Origin of the sequence: Massilia atriviolacea (assembly GCF_003953935.1) — a bacterium.
GTDB classification, from domain to species: domain Bacteria; phylum Pseudomonadota; class Gammaproteobacteria; order Burkholderiales; family Burkholderiaceae_D; genus Telluria_A; species Telluria_A atriviolacea.
This window is the reverse complement of the sequence record NZ_RXLQ01000010.1, coordinates 1-16030: the sequence shown is the minus strand read 5'-3', so window position 1 is coordinate 16030 and position 16030 is coordinate 1. Positions and strand designations below refer to the sequence as shown.

Here is a 16030-nt window from a genome sequence, read left to right as displayed (position 1 = left end):
CCATACCCTGTCCCTTCCAACCGTTCCGTTCGCCACCCAACGTAAGCGCAACATTGCCGTGCGCGCCACCGCTCAAGGCGGCAGGCGCGCCAGCACGCTCCGGAACGGCAGCTTGCCCTCATGCGGCGGCTGGAGCAGCGCGTCGATGCCCTGGTAGGTCTCGCTCGCCAGCGCCCAGCCCAGCGGCGTGTCGTTGGCCGAATGCATGCCGAACCACAAGAAGCGTTCCGGCCCGGCCGGCAGGATCACCGCCATGTCGCGCAACCCGGCCGTCACCGCGAAGGTGGCGCGCGCGGTGCGGGTATTGAACAGCCCCAGCGGCGGCGCCAGCAATTCCGACAGGAACGTGGTGTCCATGCGCGCATTGGCCGGGTCCTGCTTGCCCGACGGCGCGATCGCGTCCGGCGAATTGCTGATGACGATGACGGCCGTGTCGATGTCGTAGCCGCGCTCGCGCCACTGCGCCAGCCTGGGCCGCATCGCGAACAGCAGGTCGCGCACCGATTCCACGCCGGAATTCTCGAAGTAGGCCCCGTCGATCACCCTCCCCCACGGCCGCCGCTCGCGCCCTGGCGCGCACGCCACCAGCGCCTTGCCCTCGCGGCAGGCCGATACCGTCCCGGCCGGGCTGATATAGCTGAAGCGCGCGCTGTTGTGCACCGCCGTGGACAGGCTCATGCGGCGCAGGTCGAGCACCGGGTCGAGCGCGTCGTAGGCGTCCGGAAAGCGCCCGTCGATCACCAGGTCGCTGGCGATGATGCGGTTGCCGCCGTCGACCAGGGTGGCGTTGAGCAGGAGCGAAGGCACGTTCATGGCCGGATCGCCGGCCCACAGCTGGTCGAAGCGGCGCGCGAAGCGGTCGTTGCCGGTGGCGCTTTCCCAGCCTTGCGCCCAGGCCGCTTCCATCGCGCGCGCCCGGTCCGCCGCCGGAATCGCGAACGGCAAGAAGCGCTGCAGCATGTCCGGGTACAGCGCGTAGCCGAGCGTGGGCGACAAAAAATCGCGCTGCAGCACATTGCGCATGCAGGCCTGGTAGGCGCCGTCGCGCGCGCCCCGTGCACAGGGGGCGCGCGCGAGGCCGGCGCTGCCGGCGTCGGCCACCAGCGCGGCAAAGGCGCTGCCGCCCAGGCTGCCGCCGGACACGCCGCTCAGCGCGAACAGATGGCGTCCGAAGCGCGCGCCGCTGTCGTCCTGCAGCTTGGCCAGCACCATGCCGGCCCAGTAGGCGGCGCGGATGCCGCCGCCTTCGGCCGCCACCACGAACAGCGGAAACGGCCGGCCCGGCAGCAGCGCGCCGCTGTCCACCCGCGTTTGCAGCCAGGCATCGAGATGATCGTCGATGGCGCGCCGGACCGGCGGCGGCTCGCCCGCGCTCGCGGGCAGCAATCTGACCCGGTGGTTGTCGTTCCACAGGCTGAACGCGACAAACAGCAGCAGCGGCAGCGCCGCCATCGACGGCAGTCTGGCCTGCTTGAAGTAATACGTCAGCACCAGGTCGCCGAACAGGATCCAGCTGGCAAAAGCGAAGCACAGCAGCGCCGGGGCGCTGACCAGGCGCGTCACTTCGACCGGCCAGATCCAGACGGCGAGCAGCAGCACGAAGGTGAGCACGATGGCAACGGTCACCGTCAGCACGGTGCGCTGTTGCAGCGATTCGAAGCGGATCGATGCGGTTTCGCCGTCGAAGCCGCGAAAGCGCGAGGCGAACCAGGCGCGCCGCTTGACCACGAACACGCCCATGGCGAAAGCGACGCCGAAGCAGGCCAGCGCCAGCACCGGCTGGCCCATGCGCTGGAACTGGATCGACAGCACGCTGGCCGGCACGATGCCGAGAAAACGCGGCAGCCACATGCGGATGCGGTTGACGAAGGGCGTGTCGGTGCGGTCCAGCAGCGAGGTGCCGTCGAACACCCGGCCGAGGGTCAGGCGCGCGCTGTACCAGGCGGCGGTGGACCAGGCGGCGACCGAAAAGATGAACACCGGAAAGGTCCAGCCCGGGTGGCTGACCAGGCGCAGCGATTCGGGGCCTTGCGGGATGAAGGCCAGGCCGGCGGAACAGAGCAGGGTGAGGCTGAAGCTGTAGACGCAGCGCCACAGGATGGAGCCGATTTCCTTGCCGCGTTCGCCAACCACGCGCACGATCGTGACCATGTCGTTCTCCTTGAATAATCCGCGATGCCCCTGCGGCAAGGGACGCGGGGACGACGATGCCGAGGCTGGCGAAAAACGGTGAGCGCTAGCGCATCGCCAGCGGCTGGCGCTTCGCCGGCGGCGGAAAGGCCCGGTCCAGGTCTTCCAGGTCGAAGGCGGTGAGCGCCACCTCGGCCGCCGCCCGGTTGTCGCGCACATGCGCCGGATCGGCCGCCTTGGGAATGGCCACCACGCCTTCCTGGCGCAGCAGCCAGGCCAGCGCCACCTGCGCCGGCGTGCAGCCATGGCGCTGCGCCACCGCCACCAGCGCCGGGTTGGCCAGCAACCGGTCGCGTTCGCGGCCGGCCGACTCCAGCGGCGAATACGCCATCACCGGCATGCCCTGCTTGCGCGACCACGGCAGCAGATCCCACTCGATCCCGCGCTTGACCAGGTTGAACAGCACCTGGTTGAGCGCAATCCCGCGTCCGCCCGGCAAGGCCTCGGCCTCCAGCATGTCGCCCATATCGAAATTGCTCACCCCGAAGTCGAGGATCTTGCCTTCCTTCCTGAGCGCCTGGAAGGCGTCCAGCGTCTCCGACAGCGGCACCGCGCCGCGCCAGTGCAGCAGGTACAGGTCGATGCGGTCGGTCTTCAGGCGCTGCAGGCTGCGCTCGCAGGCCGCCTTCACGCCGCGACGATCGGCATTGTGCGGATACACCTTGCTGACGATGAACGCCTGCTCGCGCCGCCCGGCAATGGCCGCGCCCACCACTTCCTCGGCCCCGCCCTCGCCGTACATCTCGGCCGTGTCGATCAGGCCCAGCCCCAGGTCCATGCCCAGTTGCAGCGCGCCGATCTCGGCCTGGCGCCGCGCCGGGTCTTCCCCCATGTTCCAGGTGCCTTGTCCGAGCGCGGGGATGACGCTTCCGGACCGCATCGTCACAGTGTTCATGTCGCTGATCCCATCGCTGTTGCGTAAAGATTATTCTAGAGGAAAAAGCCACGAACTGTTCGAATGTGGGCGCCGCCACACGCCAGGCGGCGCGGGGAAACAACAGGCAGGGATAGCTTGCCCCGGCCAGGACGGCCGGGACTGAGGCAAAGCAGCTTACAGCTTGATGAAATGCTCGCGGTAGTAGCGCAGCTCTTCGATCGATTCGATGATGTCGGCCAGCGCCGTGTGCTTCTGGTGCTTCTTGAAACCGCTGACGATTTCCGGCTTCCAGCGCTTGCACAGCTCTTTCAGGGTCGACACGTCCAGGTTGCGGTAGTGGAAGAACGCTTCCAGCTTCGGCATGCCGCGCACCATGAAGCGGCGGTCCTGGCAGATGGTGTTGCCGCACATCGGCGACTTGCCGGCTGGAACGTAGTCCTTCAGCCAGGCGATCAGGGCCGCTTCGGCCTCGGCTTCGGTCACGGTCGAGGCCTTGACGCGCTCGATCAGGCCGGAACGGCCATGGGTGCCCTTGTTCCATGCATCCATCTTGTCCAGCGTGTCGTCCGACTGGTGGATGGCGAACACCGGGCCTTCGCCCAGGATGTTCAGGTGCATGTCGGTGACGACGACCGCCACTTCGATGATGCGGTCGCTATCGGGCTCCAGGCCCGTCATTTCCATGTCCACCCAAACCAGGTTGAACTCATTTGGGCGCTGTAACGCGGCCGGTGCTGCTAAATCAGTGGCATGTGACATAATTCTCTCTTGGCCTAAACAATCCTGCATTTTCTCACAGGCACAGAATGTCTTCACTCGCGTTTTCGATATTGTTCGTTTCTTTCTTCATTTTGAGCCTGTTGCTGCGCTTTTGGCTGGCGACCCGCCAGTTGCGCCACGTAATGGCCCACCGGGGCGCGGTGCCTGCCGATTTTGCCGAAAAAATCCCCCTCGCCGCACACCAGAAGGCGGCCGACTACACCGCCGCCAAGATCCATTTTGGCCTGATCAGCCTGGTTTTCAGCAGCGCCGTGCTGATCGGCTTCACGCTGCTCGGCGGCCTGCAATGGCTGGCCATCGCGCTCTTGCCGCACACCGGCAACGGGATCGGCTTCCAGATCGCCCTGTTCGTCGCCTTCGCGGCCGTGAGCGGCGTGCTCGACATGCCGTTCGACTATTACCGCCAGTTCGTGCTGGAACAGCGCTTCGGCTTCAACAAGATGAGCGTCGGCCTGTGGATCGGCGACGCCCTCAAGGGCACCGCCCTCGGCCTGGTGCTGGGCCTGCCGCTGATCTGGGTGGTCCTGACCCTGATGGAAAAAAGCGGCAACCTGTGGTGGCTGTACACCTGGCTGGTCTGGATCGCCTTCCAGCTGATCATGATGGTGATCGCCCCGACCCTGATCATGCCGCTGTTCAATAAATTCGAACCCTTGAAGGACGACAGCCTGCGCCAGCGCATCGAAGGCCTGATGGCGCGCGTCGACTTCGCCGCCAAGGGCCTGTTCGTGATGGACGGCTCCAAGCGCAGCGGCCACAGCAACGCCTTTTTCTACGGTTTCGGCGCCAACAAGCGCGTGGTGTTTTTCGACACCCTGGTCGCCAGCCTGACCCAGCCCGAGATCGAAGCGGTGCTGGCGCACGAGCTGGGCCACTTCAAGCTGCGCCACAACCTCAAGCGCATGATCGTCGGCGCCATCGTCTCGCTGGGCTTCCTGGCCCTGCTCGGCTACCTGAAAAACCAGATCTGGTTCTACAGCGGCCTCGGTTTCGACCCGCTGCCGGGCGTGCCGAGCGACGCCGTGGCCCTGCTGCTGTTCATGCTGGTGCTGCCGGTGTTCACCTTCCTGTTCTCGCCGCTGACCTCGATCAGCTCGCGCAAGCACGAATTCGAAGCCGATGCCTTTGCCGCCAGCCATACCGACGCGCGCCACCTGGTCTCGGCGCTGGTCAAGATGTACGAAGAAAACGCCTCCACGCTCACGCCGGACCGGCTGCACTCGACCTTTTACGACTCGCACCCGCCGGCCAGCATCCGCATCCATCAACTCAACCTGGCGGCCCGATGACCCTGCTCACGCAAACCTGCCGCGCCAACGCCGCCGCACTCGACGCCGGCGACATCGCCGCCCTGCTGCCGCAGGTGCCCGCCTGGACCATCGCCGACGGCAAGCTGCAGCGCAGCTTCGCCTTCAGGAATTACTACGACACCATGGCCTTCGTTAACGCGCTGGCCTGGATCAGCCACCATCAGGACCATCACCCGGAACTGATTGTCACCTACAAGGAGTGCGCAGTGCGCTACAACACCCATTCGGCCGGCGGCGCGCTGTCTGACAACGACTTTATCTGCGCGGCCAGGGCCGACGCGCTGTACGCGCAGCGGGGCGGCGCATGAGCGGCAAGACCGCGCCGAAGCCGGCGGCCTCCGGCCCGAGCGGCACCATCATCGCCGCCCACGGGCGCCATTACCTGGCCGACGTCGACGGGCGCAAGCTGCAATGCGTCACGCGCGGCAAGAAGACGAATATCGCCGTGGGCGACGTGGTCGACCTCAAGATGACCTCCGGCGACCAGGCCGTGATCGAATCGATCACCGAGCGCAAGACCTTGCTGTACCGCTCGGACCAGTACAAATCGAAGCTGCTGGCGGCCAACCTGAGCCGCCTGTTCATCGTGGTGGCGACCGAGCCTGGCTTTGCCGACGACCTGATTTCGCGCTCGCTGGTGGCGGCCGAAGCGGCCGGCATCGAGGCCCACCTGATCCTCAACAAGACCGACGTGGCCGACCTGCTGCCCAAGGCGCGCGAGCGCCTGCTGGCGTACACCTCGCTCGGCTACCCGCTGCACGAAGTGTCGGCGCGCGCCGATCCGGCGCATGCGGTGGCCACCCTGATGCCGCTGCTGGAAGGGCAATCCTCGATTTTCATCGGCCAGTCGGGCATGGGCAAGTCGTCGCTGATCAACCTGCTGGTGCCGGACGCCGACATCGCCGTGCGCGAAATCTCGGCGGCGCTCGACACCGGCAAGCACACCACCACCTTCACGCGCCTGTACTGGCTGGGCGAGCATGCCTCCATCATCGATTCGCCGGGCTTCCAGGAATTCGGCCTGTATCACCTGAGCGAAGGCATGCTGGAACGGGCCTTCGTGGAATTCGGGCCCTACCTGGGCGGCTGCAAGTTCTACAACTGCCGCCATCTGATCGAGCCGCAATGCGCGATCCTGACGGCGGTCGCGGAAGGCAAGATCGCCAGATTCCGCCACACGCTGTATGGACAGTTGCTGCACGAGTCGGCGCAGACCCTGTACTGATCGGCGGTCCCGCCGCGCCCCTTTTCAGCATACAATGGCAACACCATCGTAAAGGGATCCCGGCAATGGAGATGTTCACCGTCGATGTCAACGTTGCACAATGGGAGTCCGCGCTGCCCTCCCTGCGCGGCATGGAGCGCTTGCCGGTGCTGCTGCCGCTGGCCTGGCACCTGCGCCAGCGCGACCCGGCGCGCGCCCTCATGCTGGCCGGCGAAGCGCTCTCCCAGCTGCCCCTGTCCGACCTCCCGCCCGACCGCTGCGCCAGCCTGGAGGCGCGCATGCACCTGCTGCACGCCGAATGCGAATGGCTCGACGGCGCGCTCGACCTGGCCTGCACCCATGCGCAGGAACTGCTGTCCCGCTTCACCCTCCTGAACGACCATGCCGGCTGCGCCGACAGCCACTGGCTGCTGGCCTGGATCGCGGTCGACCGAGGCGACCACGACGCCAGCGACGCCGCCTTCGCCCAAGCCGCCGCCAGCGCCCGCGCCGGCGGCGACGCGCTGCGCTGCGACGTGGCCGAAGCGGCCCTCGCGCGCTGGGCCGTGCTGCGCGATCCCAAGGCCGCCGTGGCGCGCTGGGGCGCGCGCTTCGAGGCCGACAGCACGCGCCTGCACCCCTCGCTGGCCACCTGGGTCAACGATTTCCATGGCCTGGCCGCCAGCCAGGCGGCCGACTTCGGCGCCGCCGCCGGCCACTACATGCGCTGCTACGAATCGGCGCTCGACACCGGCCAGGTGCGCGCCGCCATCACCGCCGCCACCAACATCGGCGAAGACTTCACCATCCTCAACGACCACCACTCGGCGCTCGAATGGGTCCAGTGCGCGCTCGAACTGGCGCGCCCCACCGGCTGGCCGCGCAGCGTCGGCGCCTGCCTGATGCACAGCGCCGACACCCTGCGCCGCCTCGGCCAGCTCGACGCCGCCCACGACATGCTGCGGGAAGCGCTGGTGATCCTGACACCGCTGGAAAACGCGCGCAGCTACGCCATCGCCCTGCAATACCTGGGCGACCTGTCGCTCGACCAGGGCGACTACGCCGGCGCGCTGGACGCCTTCACCCGCCTGGCGGCGCGCGCCGAAGTGCTCGACCAGTCCGATTTCCGCAGCATCGCGCGGCGCGGCCAGGCGCACGCGCTCTCGCACCTGGGGCGCGCGGCCGAGGCGATCGCGGTCGCCGCCGACGCCGCCGCCATGGCCGCCGCCCCCGGCTACGCCTACAACCAGATCGCCGCCCTGCGCGTGATGGCCCTGATCCATGCCCAGCACGCGCTGCCGGCGCCGCCCGGCATGACCGAACCGAACCCGGTGCTGCACTATCTGCAGCAAGCCTTGTCGGTGGCCTCGACCATCGACGGCTATACCGTGCCGGGCGACCTGTACGACGCCATGGCGCGCGAATACGCCGCCGCCGGCGACTACGCGCGCGCCTACGAGGTGGCGCTGGCGGCGTCGGGCTCGCGCGAGAAAACCCACAGCCAGGAAGCGACCAACCGCGCCATCGCCATGCAGGTGCACCACCAGACCGAGCACGCGCGCAGCGAAGGCTACCACCACCGCGAACTGGCCGAATCGGAAGCGCGCCGCGCCGAAGTCCTGCAGCGCACCAGCGCCACCCTGGAGCGCCTGTCGGCCATCGGCCAGGAGATCACCGCCCACCTCGACGCCGCCGCCGTGTTCCAGGCGCTCGACCGCCACATCCACGGCCTGCTCACGGCCAGCACCTTCGCCATCTACCTGATCGACGCCGCCGGCGCCACGCTCAACCGCGCCTTCGGCGTGGAACTCGGGCGCGCGCTGCCGAACCACGCGATCGCGCTGTCCAAGCGCGAAGCCTATTCGGTGCGCTGCCTCGACGAGCGGCGCGAAATCTACATCGAGCACTGGCCCGACGCCGAGCACCGCAAGGTGGTGCCGGGCACAATGGTCAACATGAGCGCGCTGTTCGTGCCGCTGACGGTGGGCGAGCGCGCCATCGGCGTGATGACGGTGCAGGCGCCGCAGTCGCACGCCTACGGCGAGAACGAGCGCATGATTTTCCGCACCCTGTGCGCCTACGGGGCGATCGCGCTCGACAACGCCGAAGCCTACCGCCAGTTGCAGGATGCGCAAACGCAGCTGGTATCGCAGGAAAAGCTGGCCGCCCTCGGCTCGCTCATGGCCGGCGTCGCGCACGAACTCAATACCCCGATCGGCAACAGCCTGCTGATCGCCAGCACCATGCAGGAAAAGACCGCCGAAATCGAAGCGCTGCTCAATGGCCCCGGGCTGCGCCGTTCGGAACTGGCCGCCTTCATCACCGATTCGCAAAAGGCCTCGGCGCTGGTGCTGCGCGGGCTGACCAGCGCGGCCGACCTGGTCAACAGCTTCAAGCAGGTGGCGGTCGACCGCACCACCGAGCAGCGCCGCTTCTTCAACCTGCAGCAGGTATGCCACGAAATCATCGCCACCATGATGAACCGCATCCGCGCCGCCAACCACGGCATCGCGATGGAGGTCTCGGATGCGATCGGGATGGACAGCTATCCGGGTCCGTTCGGCCAGGTGGTGACGAACTTCATCAACAACGCCCTGCTGCACGCCTTCGCGCCCGGCCACAGCGGCAGCATGCGCCTGACCGCCTCGATGCCGGCCGAAGGCCGCGTGCTGGTCGAGTTCCACGACAACGGCGGCGGCATCCCGGCCGAGCACCTGGGGCGGATTTTCGATCCCTTCTTTACCACCAAGCTGGGCCAGGGCGGCAGCGGGCTGGGGCTGTCGATCAGCTACAACATCGTCACGTCCCTGCTGGGCGGGCAGATTTCGGTGCTCAGCAGCGCGCAGGACGGCACCAGCTTCGTGCTCGACCTGCCGCTGACGGCGCCGGCGCATCCGGCCTCGGAGGTGCCGGCGATTTACTGAGGCGTTTGGTACCGTGCGCACGGCGTATATATGTCAGCGATGGAGGCGTGACGCGATCGGGACGGATCGCTATTGGTCGGTTCGCTTTTGCGTAGCGGGCCGGGTACGCCGATGCACCGCCGCGCCGGGCACGCCGATGCACCGCCGGTCGAGATCGACACTGCCAACGTCGTCTCTTCGGGAGTCGCCCTGCTTCATGTGGACATGCCGTAGCAGTGGACTGCGAGCAAGATCACGCAAGCAGATCCGGCCGAAAACGCGTGGCCGGCTTACCTATCGGCCGATTCTGGCGGAGGGTTTTTTAGGCGATGCGCGATGAGGAACCAGGTGGTGACGACAAATATGAACACTGGTGCCCAGTCTTGAACAAGCTCCGGCATCCGCTCGTGATAGTAGGTATGCAGCAAGAGCCAAAAGGCACTACATGTGAGCAGGGCCACGGCACAGATCACAGCCACATCACGCCAGAATTTGTAGGAACCGGTCTTCATGGATCATGGCAAGATGGTGAATGGCGCAAATGTTGCGTCGGAGTAGATGCCCAAGAGAGCCATGACGCTGTTCCCGCCGCCCTCGCCTGCATAGTCGATGCCTGCATCTGCAAAAGCCTCGTCAGGATCACGATACGCCGTATCTGCGTTTCCAGCAACCCGCCCCCCCATTTCGGGCACATACCACCACACCTCTTCGGGTGTCGACTGCGGACCGGGGGTCAAACTTCCAGCCTCCATCAGGGCATTTCCCCATCTTGTAAAATCTTCCAAGCCCCTCGGGCACGTCTTGACCGCCTAAAATAACGCTTGTTGCGAAATCAATATACTCTTTCACGGCTGGTATGTTGCCCAGCAAGGTGCCGGCTTCCCAGCCCGACACGCCAGCGGCGGCGACGCCAGACGCGGCCGCACCCAGAGTGGCAACGGCCGTCCCACCTGCCACAGGTCCGGCTTTCAGGGCAAGGCGTGCGCCATACCCCACTGCTAATGATGGTGTGGGGCTACCGCTTCGGTTTCTCGCTCAAGGCAAAGCGCGGTTTTCGCATCGAGCGGCGCGGGCCGCGCCCGCCTCCGGATGCCCGGGCGCGCCATGCGGTATAGTATGTGGTTGCCCCCGGCAAATTTTCAAAACCCTTATAATTGATCCGCAACCCTACGCCAGGGCCCGGCCGCCTGCGGCTCACGCATTCAATGTTGTGTCTATGCCTACAAATAAACCGATCAAGCACTTCCTCCAGTTTTCCGACTTCACGCTGGCCGAATTCGAGTACGTCATCGAGCGCGCCAAGATCATCAAGCGCAAGTTCAAGAACTACGAGGTCTACCATCCCCTGATCGACCGCACCCTGGTCATGGTGTTCGAGAAGAACTCGACCCGCACCCGCCTCTCCTTCGAAGCCGGCATGCACCAGCTGGGCGGCGCCGCCATTTACCTGAACACGCGCGACAGCCAGCTCGGACGCGGCGAACCGGTCGAAGACGCCGGCCAGGTCATGAGCCGCATGTGCGACATCATCATGGTGCGCACCTTCGGCCAGGACATCATCGAGCGCTTCGCCGCCAATTCGCGCGTGCCGGTGATTAACGGCCTGACCAACGAACACCATCCCTGCCAGGTGCTGGCCGATATCTTCACCTATGTCGAACACCGCGGCTCGATCGCCGGCAAGATCGTCACCTGGGTGGGCGACGCCAACAACATGCTGTACTCCTGGCTGCAGGCGGCCGAAGTGTTCGGCTTCCACCTGAACGTCGCCACCCCCAAAGGCTACGACATCGACCACTCGCTGGTGTCGACCACCCGCTTCACCGTCTTCGACAACCCGTCGGACGCGTGCCAAGGCGCCCACCTGGTCAACACCGATGTGTGGACCAGCATGGGCTACGAGAAGGAAAACGCGGCCCGCCTGGCCGCCTTCGACGGCTACATCGTCGATGCCGCCAAGATGGCGCGCGCGGCGCCCGACGCGCTCTTCATGCACTGCCTGCCGGCCCACCGCGGCGAGGAAGTCGCGGCCGAGGTCATCGACGGACCGCAGTCGGTGGTCTGGGACGAGGCCGAAAACCGCCTGCACGTGCAAAAGGCGCTGATCGAATACCTGCTGCTCGGCCACATCCCGGGCAGCCCGGAATAACAACACAACATCGTCAACCCAAGATTGGAATCTCCATGAGCGACATTAAAAAAGTAGTCCTCGCCTATTCGGGCGGCCTGGACACCTCGGTCATCCTGAAATGGCTGCAGGATAACTACAAATGCGAAATCGTCACCTTCACCGCCGACCTCGGCCAGGGCGAAGAACTGGAACCGGCGCGCGCCAAGGCGATCAAGTTCGGCATCAAGCCGGAAAACATCTACATCGACGACGTGCGCGAAGAATTCGTGCGCGACTTCGTGTTCCCGATGTTCCGCGCCAACACGGTCTACGAAGGCGAGTACCTGCTCGGCACCTCGATCGCCCGTCCGCTGATCGCCAAGCGCCTGATCGAGATCACGCGCGCCACCGGCGCCGACGCGATTTCGCACGGCGCCACCGGCAAGGGCAACGACCAGGTGCGCTTCGAACTGGGCGCCTACGCGCTCAAGCCGGACGTCAAGATCATCGCCCCGTGGCGCGAATGGGACCTGCTGTCGCGTGAAAAACTGCTGAAATACGCGGAAGACGCCGGCATCGACATCGACATGAAGCACAAGAACGGCGGCGCGCCCTATTCGATGGACGCCAACCTGCTGCACATCTCCTTCGAAGGCCGGCACCTGGAAAACCCGAGCGCCGAAGCCGAAGAATCGATGTGGCGCTGGACCGTCAGCCCGGAAGCGGCGCCGGACCAGGCCGAGTACCTCGACCTCGAATACGAAAAAGGCGACATCGTGGCCATCAACGGCGTGCGCATGACGCCGGCCGCCGTCCTGACCGAACTGAACCGCCTGGGCGGCAAGCATGGCATCGGCCGCCTGGACCTGGTGGAAAACCGCTACGTCGGCATGAAGTCGCGCGGCTGCTACGAAACCCCGGGCGGCACCATCATGCTGCGCGGCCACCGCGCCATCGAATCGATCACCCTGGACCGCGAAGTGGCCCACCTCAAGGATGACCTGATGCCGCGCTACGCCTCGATGATCTACAACGGCTACTGGTGGGCGCCCGAGCGCGTCGCGCTGCAGACCCTGATCGACCACACCCAGCAGACCGTCAACGGCTGGGTGCGCCTGAAGCTGTACAAGGGCAATGTGATCGTGGTCTCGCGCGATTCGAAGACCGATTCGCTGTTCGACATGAACATCGCGACCTTCGACGAAGATGGCGGCGCCTACAACCAGGCCGACGCCGGCGGCTTCATCAAGCTCAACGCGCTGCGCATGCGCATCGCCGCAGTGGCGCGCGAAAAGCGCGGGCAGTAAGCTTTTACCAGGGCCGCCGAGCCTTGATCCGTCGTCCCCGCCGAGGGCCGCCTTGGCGCGGGGACGACGTTTTTAAGCCAGGCAAAATGTTCCCTCCCCAGCAAAAATTTCCTGTCCCCACAGCGAAATGTCCCGTGCCATCCCTCAACGATGTTACATTTATAGTGAACAACATCGTACCCGGAGACACCCATGTTGAAAGACCTGAGCATCAAGAACAAGCTGTTTCTCGGCTTCGGCGCCATCGTCGCCATCATCCTTGCGCTGCTGATACTGGCCTATAACAATTTCTCCAAGATGTCCGATGCCAGCCGCTGGGATCGCCATACCCTGGAAGTGCTGCTCGAAACCAACAAAATCGCCACCAGCGTGCTGGAAATCCAGGCCGAAGTGCGCGGTTTCCTGCTGACCGGCGAAGAACGCTTTCTCACGCCCCAGATCGACGAGGAAAAGGCCCTGCTGGAAAACGTCCAGCGCGCCATTCGCCTGACCGCCGACAACCCCAACCAGAATGCCCGCATCCGCAAGCTCGACGAGATGACCGCAAACTGGCTCAAGAATGTGATCCGGCCCATGATCGCCAAGCGGCGCGCCATGGGCAAGGTAGCAGATGCCACCGAGCAAATCACGCGCTGGCCTGAACTCAACAACGGCTTCGAGACGGTCGGCCAGGTGCGCGCCCTCATCGCCCAGATTGCGGAAGAGGAAAATGCGCTGCTGGCGGCCCGCACCGCCGCCTCGGTCCAACTGCAGCAGACCATGTCCCTGCTGCTGAGCCTGGGCGGCGCGGTGTGCGTGGCGCTGGCCTCGATCGTGGCCTGGATGCTGGCGCGCGCCCTGCTCAACCCGCTCAACAACCTGACCGAGGCGGTCGGCAAGATCGCCGCCGGCCAGCAGTCGGCGCGCGCGGCCGTGGTCTCGCGCGACGAACTGGGCAAGGTCACCGAAGAATTCAACCGCATGGCGCAGTCGATCCAGGATGCCCAGGCCAACGAAGCGGCCGCCACCAACACCCTGCGCGCGAATGTCGACGCCCTGCTCGACGTGGTCTCCAAGGCCGCCATCGGCGACCTGACCGGCACCGTGACGATTACCGGCAGCGACGCCATCGGGCGCATGGGCGAGGGCCTGAAAACCATGGTCGGCAACCTGCGCATCCTGCTCAACAACGTGCAGAAGGCCGGCATCCAGGTCACCACCTCCGCCACCGAGATCGCCGCCTCGGCCAAGCAGCAGGAAGCGACCGGCATCGAACAGGCCCAGACCAGCATCGAAATCCTCTCGACCACCAAGGAAATCTCGGCCAACACCACGCAGCTGCTCAAAACCATGGAAGACGCCACCGCGGTGGCCGACTACACCACCAGCGCCACCGCCGACGCCCAGCAGAACCTCAAGCGCATGGACAGCACCATGCAGCACATGGTCTCGGCCACCGACTCGATCAACGCCAAGCTGGCCGCGCTGTCCGAAAAGGCCAGCAACATCAACAGCGTGCTGATCACGATTACCAAGGTGGCCGACCAGACCAACATCCTGTCGCTGAACGCCGCCATCGAAGCCGAAAAAGCCGGCGACGCCGGACGCGGTTTCTCGGTGGTGGCCACCGAAATCCGGCGCCTGGCCGACCAGACCTCGGTGTCGACCTGGGACATCGAACAGATGCTCAAGGAGATGCAGTCGGCGGTATCGGCCAGCGTGATGGGCATGGACAAATTCTCCGAAGAGATCCGGCGCAGCGTGGGCGAAGTGCGCCAGGTGGGCGAACAGCTCTCGACCGTGATGGACCAGGTGCAAAAGCTCGCGCCCCAGTTCGACCTGGTGCTGCAGGGGATGCAGTCGCAGGCGGTGGGCGCCTCTCAGATTTCCGACACCATGATGCAGCTCAACGACGCCACCCAGCAGACGGTCGAATCGCTCAAGGCCACCAGCGAAGCGGTGCACCAGCTGCAGTACGCCGCCAGCGACCTGCAATCGTCGGTGGCGACCTTCTCGGTCAATACCTGACCCGGGCATCGCCATGAAAGTGATGGTCTTTCACATCGGCGCCGACCGCTACGCCCTGCCCCTGTGGGCGGTGGCGCGGGTGCTGCCGGCGGCCGCCCTGAAAGCCATTCCGCTCGCTCCCGCCTACGTGGCCGGCCTGCTCGACCTGCACGGCGCGCCGGTGCCGGTGATCGACCTGTCCAGCCTGGCCGGCCTGGCGCCGCGCCAGCTGTGGTACGACTCGCGCATCATCCTGGTCGACTATGCGCTGGCCGGCGGCGCCACCCGCCCGCTCGGCCTGCTGGCCGAACACGTGGTCGGGGTCGACAGTGTCGACAGCGACGCCATGCGCGATCCGGGCGTGGCCGGCGCCCCCTTCCTGGGCCGGGTGGCCGCCAGCGCCAAGGGCATGCTGCAGCTGGTGAACCTCGACGCCCTGCTGGCGCCGGACGTGCGCGCGCTGCTGTTCCAGGACGCGGGAGCGACCCCATGATGGCGCGCGACCTGCTCCAGCAAGTCACGGGCCTGAACCTGACCGAGGCCGTGGTGGGGCGCGCCGTCGAACGGCGCATGCAGGCCACCGCGCTGGAGGACGCGCGCGCCTACGAACGCCTGCTGGCCGGCAGCGCGCAGGAACTGTCGGCCCTGACCGAACTGGTGGTGGTGCCGGAATCGTGGATGTTCCGCGACGCCGAAGCCTTCGTGGCCGCCACCGCCTTCATCGGACGGCGCCTGGCCGCCAGCGCCGCGCGCCCGGTGCGCATCCTGTCGGTGCCCTGCGCCGGCGGCGAGGAGCCGTATTCGATGGCCATGTCGCTCTACAGCGCCGGCGTGGCCAGCGCCGATTATGCGATCGACGCGGTCGACCTGTCCGAGGTGGCGCTGGCGCGCGCGCGCGCCGGCCTGTACACCCGCAACGCCTTTCGCGGGCGCCACCTCGATTTCCGCGAGCGCTTCTTCAAGCCGGCCGGCGCCGAATTCCAGATCTGCGACGAGATCCGTCGCCAGGTCAGCTTCGAGCAGGCCAACCTGCTCGATCCGGGCTTTTCCAGCCGCCCGGGCTACTACGACGTGATCTTCTGCCGCAACCTGCTGATCTACTTCGACGACCCCACCGTGGCGCTGGCCATCGCCAGCCTGGCGCGCCTGCTGGCCGGCGACGGCATCCTGTTCGCCGGCTACGCCGAAGTGCCGGCCTTCTGCCGCAATGGTTTTACGTCCCTGCGCGCGCCGGGCGCCTTTGCGCTCGAAAAGGACGGCGCCCATGCATCCTGGCCGGCGCGCATCCCGGCGCGCCAGCAGGCGCGCGTACCGGCGGCGCCAGCGCGCGCACGCAGCGCCACGCCGGCGGCGCCGCCCGCCG

12 protein-coding genes are annotated in these 16030 nt (G+C 66.2%); 9 read left to right on the top strand and 3 right to left on the bottom strand.

Annotation, left to right across the window (positions count from 1 at the left end):
• Window positions 1-72 precede the first annotated feature (72 nt).
• The 3 genes from EJB06_RS19010 to orn form a co-directional block, all read right to left on the bottom strand.
• The gene (locus EJB06_RS19010) at window positions 73-2151 is read right to left on the bottom strand and encodes a hypothetical protein (protein ID WP_126075603.1); all 2079 of its coding nucleotides are present in this window, start codon (window positions 2149-2151) and stop codon (window positions 73-75) included.
• An 85-nt stretch (window positions 2152-2236) separates the two neighbouring features.
• Window positions 2237-3085, bottom strand: coding sequence for an aldo/keto reductase (locus EJB06_RS19005; RefSeq protein WP_126075602.1), 849 nt, complete (start codon window positions 3083-3085; stop codon window positions 2237-2239).
• 156 nt (window positions 3086-3241) lie between these two features.
• Window positions 3242-3826 (bottom strand): oligoribonuclease, encoded by a 585-nt coding sequence (gene orn, locus EJB06_RS19000; RefSeq protein WP_126075601.1) that lies wholly within the window; start codon window positions 3824-3826, stop codon window positions 3242-3244.
• A 47-nt stretch (window positions 3827-3873) separates the two neighbouring features.
• Between orn and EJB06_RS18995 the strand changes: the two genes are divergently transcribed.
• From EJB06_RS18995 to EJB06_RS18955, 9 genes are all read left to right on the top strand, one after another.
• Complete coding sequence (locus tag EJB06_RS18995) at window positions 3874-5136, top strand: M48 family metallopeptidase (protein WP_126075600.1); 1263 nt, start codon at window positions 3874-3876, stop codon at window positions 5134-5136.
• Window positions 5133-5465, top strand: a complete 333-nt coding sequence (locus tag EJB06_RS18990; RefSeq protein WP_126075599.1) for a 4a-hydroxytetrahydrobiopterin dehydratase — start codon at window positions 5133-5135, stop codon at window positions 5463-5465. Before EJB06_RS18995 ends, EJB06_RS18990 begins: the two co-directional genes overlap by 4 nt.
• Complete coding sequence (gene rsgA, locus EJB06_RS18985; protein ID WP_126075598.1) at window positions 5462-6382, top strand: ribosome small subunit-dependent GTPase A; 921 nt, start codon at window positions 5462-5464, stop codon at window positions 6380-6382. The genes EJB06_RS18990 and rsgA overlap by 4 nt, the downstream gene beginning before the upstream one ends.
• A gap of 65 nt (window positions 6383-6447) precedes the next feature.
• The gene (locus tag EJB06_RS18980) at window positions 6448-9285 is read left to right on the top strand and encodes an ATP-binding protein (protein WP_126075597.1); all 2838 of its coding nucleotides are present in this window, start codon (window positions 6448-6450) and stop codon (window positions 9283-9285) included.
• Window positions 9286-10480: 1195 nt separating this feature from the next.
• Entirely contained in the window at window positions 10481-11413 is a 933-nt protein-coding gene (gene argF, locus EJB06_RS18975; protein ID WP_126075596.1) for an ornithine carbamoyltransferase, read from the top strand.
• 35 nt (window positions 11414-11448) lie between these two features.
• A complete protein-coding gene (locus EJB06_RS18970) occupies window positions 11449-12681 on the top strand; it encodes an argininosuccinate synthase (RefSeq protein WP_126075595.1) in 1233 nt (410 codons plus the stop codon).
• 192 nt (window positions 12682-12873) lie between these two features.
• Window positions 12874-14688: a methyl-accepting chemotaxis protein gene (locus EJB06_RS18965; protein WP_126075594.1), complete on the top strand. Its 1815-nt coding sequence runs from the start codon at window positions 12874-12876 to the stop codon at window positions 14686-14688.
• Between the two features lie 13 nt (window positions 14689-14701).
• The gene (locus tag EJB06_RS18960; protein WP_126075593.1) at window positions 14702-15160 is read left to right on the top strand and encodes a chemotaxis protein CheW; all 459 of its coding nucleotides are present in this window, start codon (window positions 14702-14704) and stop codon (window positions 15158-15160) included.
• Window positions 15157-16030, top strand: an 874-nt coding sequence (locus EJB06_RS18955) for a CheR family methyltransferase (RefSeq protein WP_164557968.1), incomplete at its 3' end; no start/stop codon positions are given. The genes EJB06_RS18960 and EJB06_RS18955, both read left to right, overlap by 4 nt.

Bases quoted from the DNA above. Each gene is read 5' to 3' on its own strand.
- EJB06_RS18990 (WP_126075599.1), top strand. From the start codon at position 5,133: ATGACCCTGCTCACGCAAACCTGCCGCGCCAACGCCGCCGCACTCGAC.
- EJB06_RS18995 (WP_126075600.1), top strand. From the start codon at position 3,874: ATGTCTTCACTCGCGTTTTCGATATTGTTCGTTTCTTTCTTCATTTTG.
- EJB06_RS18965 (WP_126075594.1), top strand. From the start codon at position 12,874: ATGTTGAAAGACCTGAGCATCAAGAACAAGCTGTTTCTCGGCTTCGGC.
- orn (WP_126075601.1), bottom strand. From the start codon at position 3,826: ATGTCACATGCCACTGATTTAGCAGCACCGGCCGCGTTACAGCGCCCA.
- EJB06_RS18970 (WP_126075595.1), top strand. From the start codon at position 11,449: ATGAGCGACATTAAAAAAGTAGTCCTCGCCTATTCGGGCGGCCTGGAC.
- argF (WP_126075596.1), top strand. From the start codon at position 10,481: ATGCCTACAAATAAACCGATCAAGCACTTCCTCCAGTTTTCCGACTTC.
- EJB06_RS19005 (WP_126075602.1), bottom strand. From the start codon at position 3,085: ATGAACACTGTGACGATGCGGTCCGGAAGCGTCATCCCCGCGCTCGGA.
- EJB06_RS18980 (WP_126075597.1), top strand. From the start codon at position 6,448: ATGGAGATGTTCACCGTCGATGTCAACGTTGCACAATGGGAGTCCGCG.
- EJB06_RS19010 (WP_126075603.1), bottom strand. From the start codon at position 2,151: ATGGTCACGATCGTGCGCGTGGTTGGCGAACGCGGCAAGGAAATCGGC.
- rsgA (WP_126075598.1), top strand. From the start codon at position 5,462: ATGAGCGGCAAGACCGCGCCGAAGCCGGCGGCCTCCGGCCCGAGCGGC.
- EJB06_RS18960 (WP_126075593.1), top strand. From the start codon at position 14,702: ATGAAAGTGATGGTCTTTCACATCGGCGCCGACCGCTACGCCCTGCCC.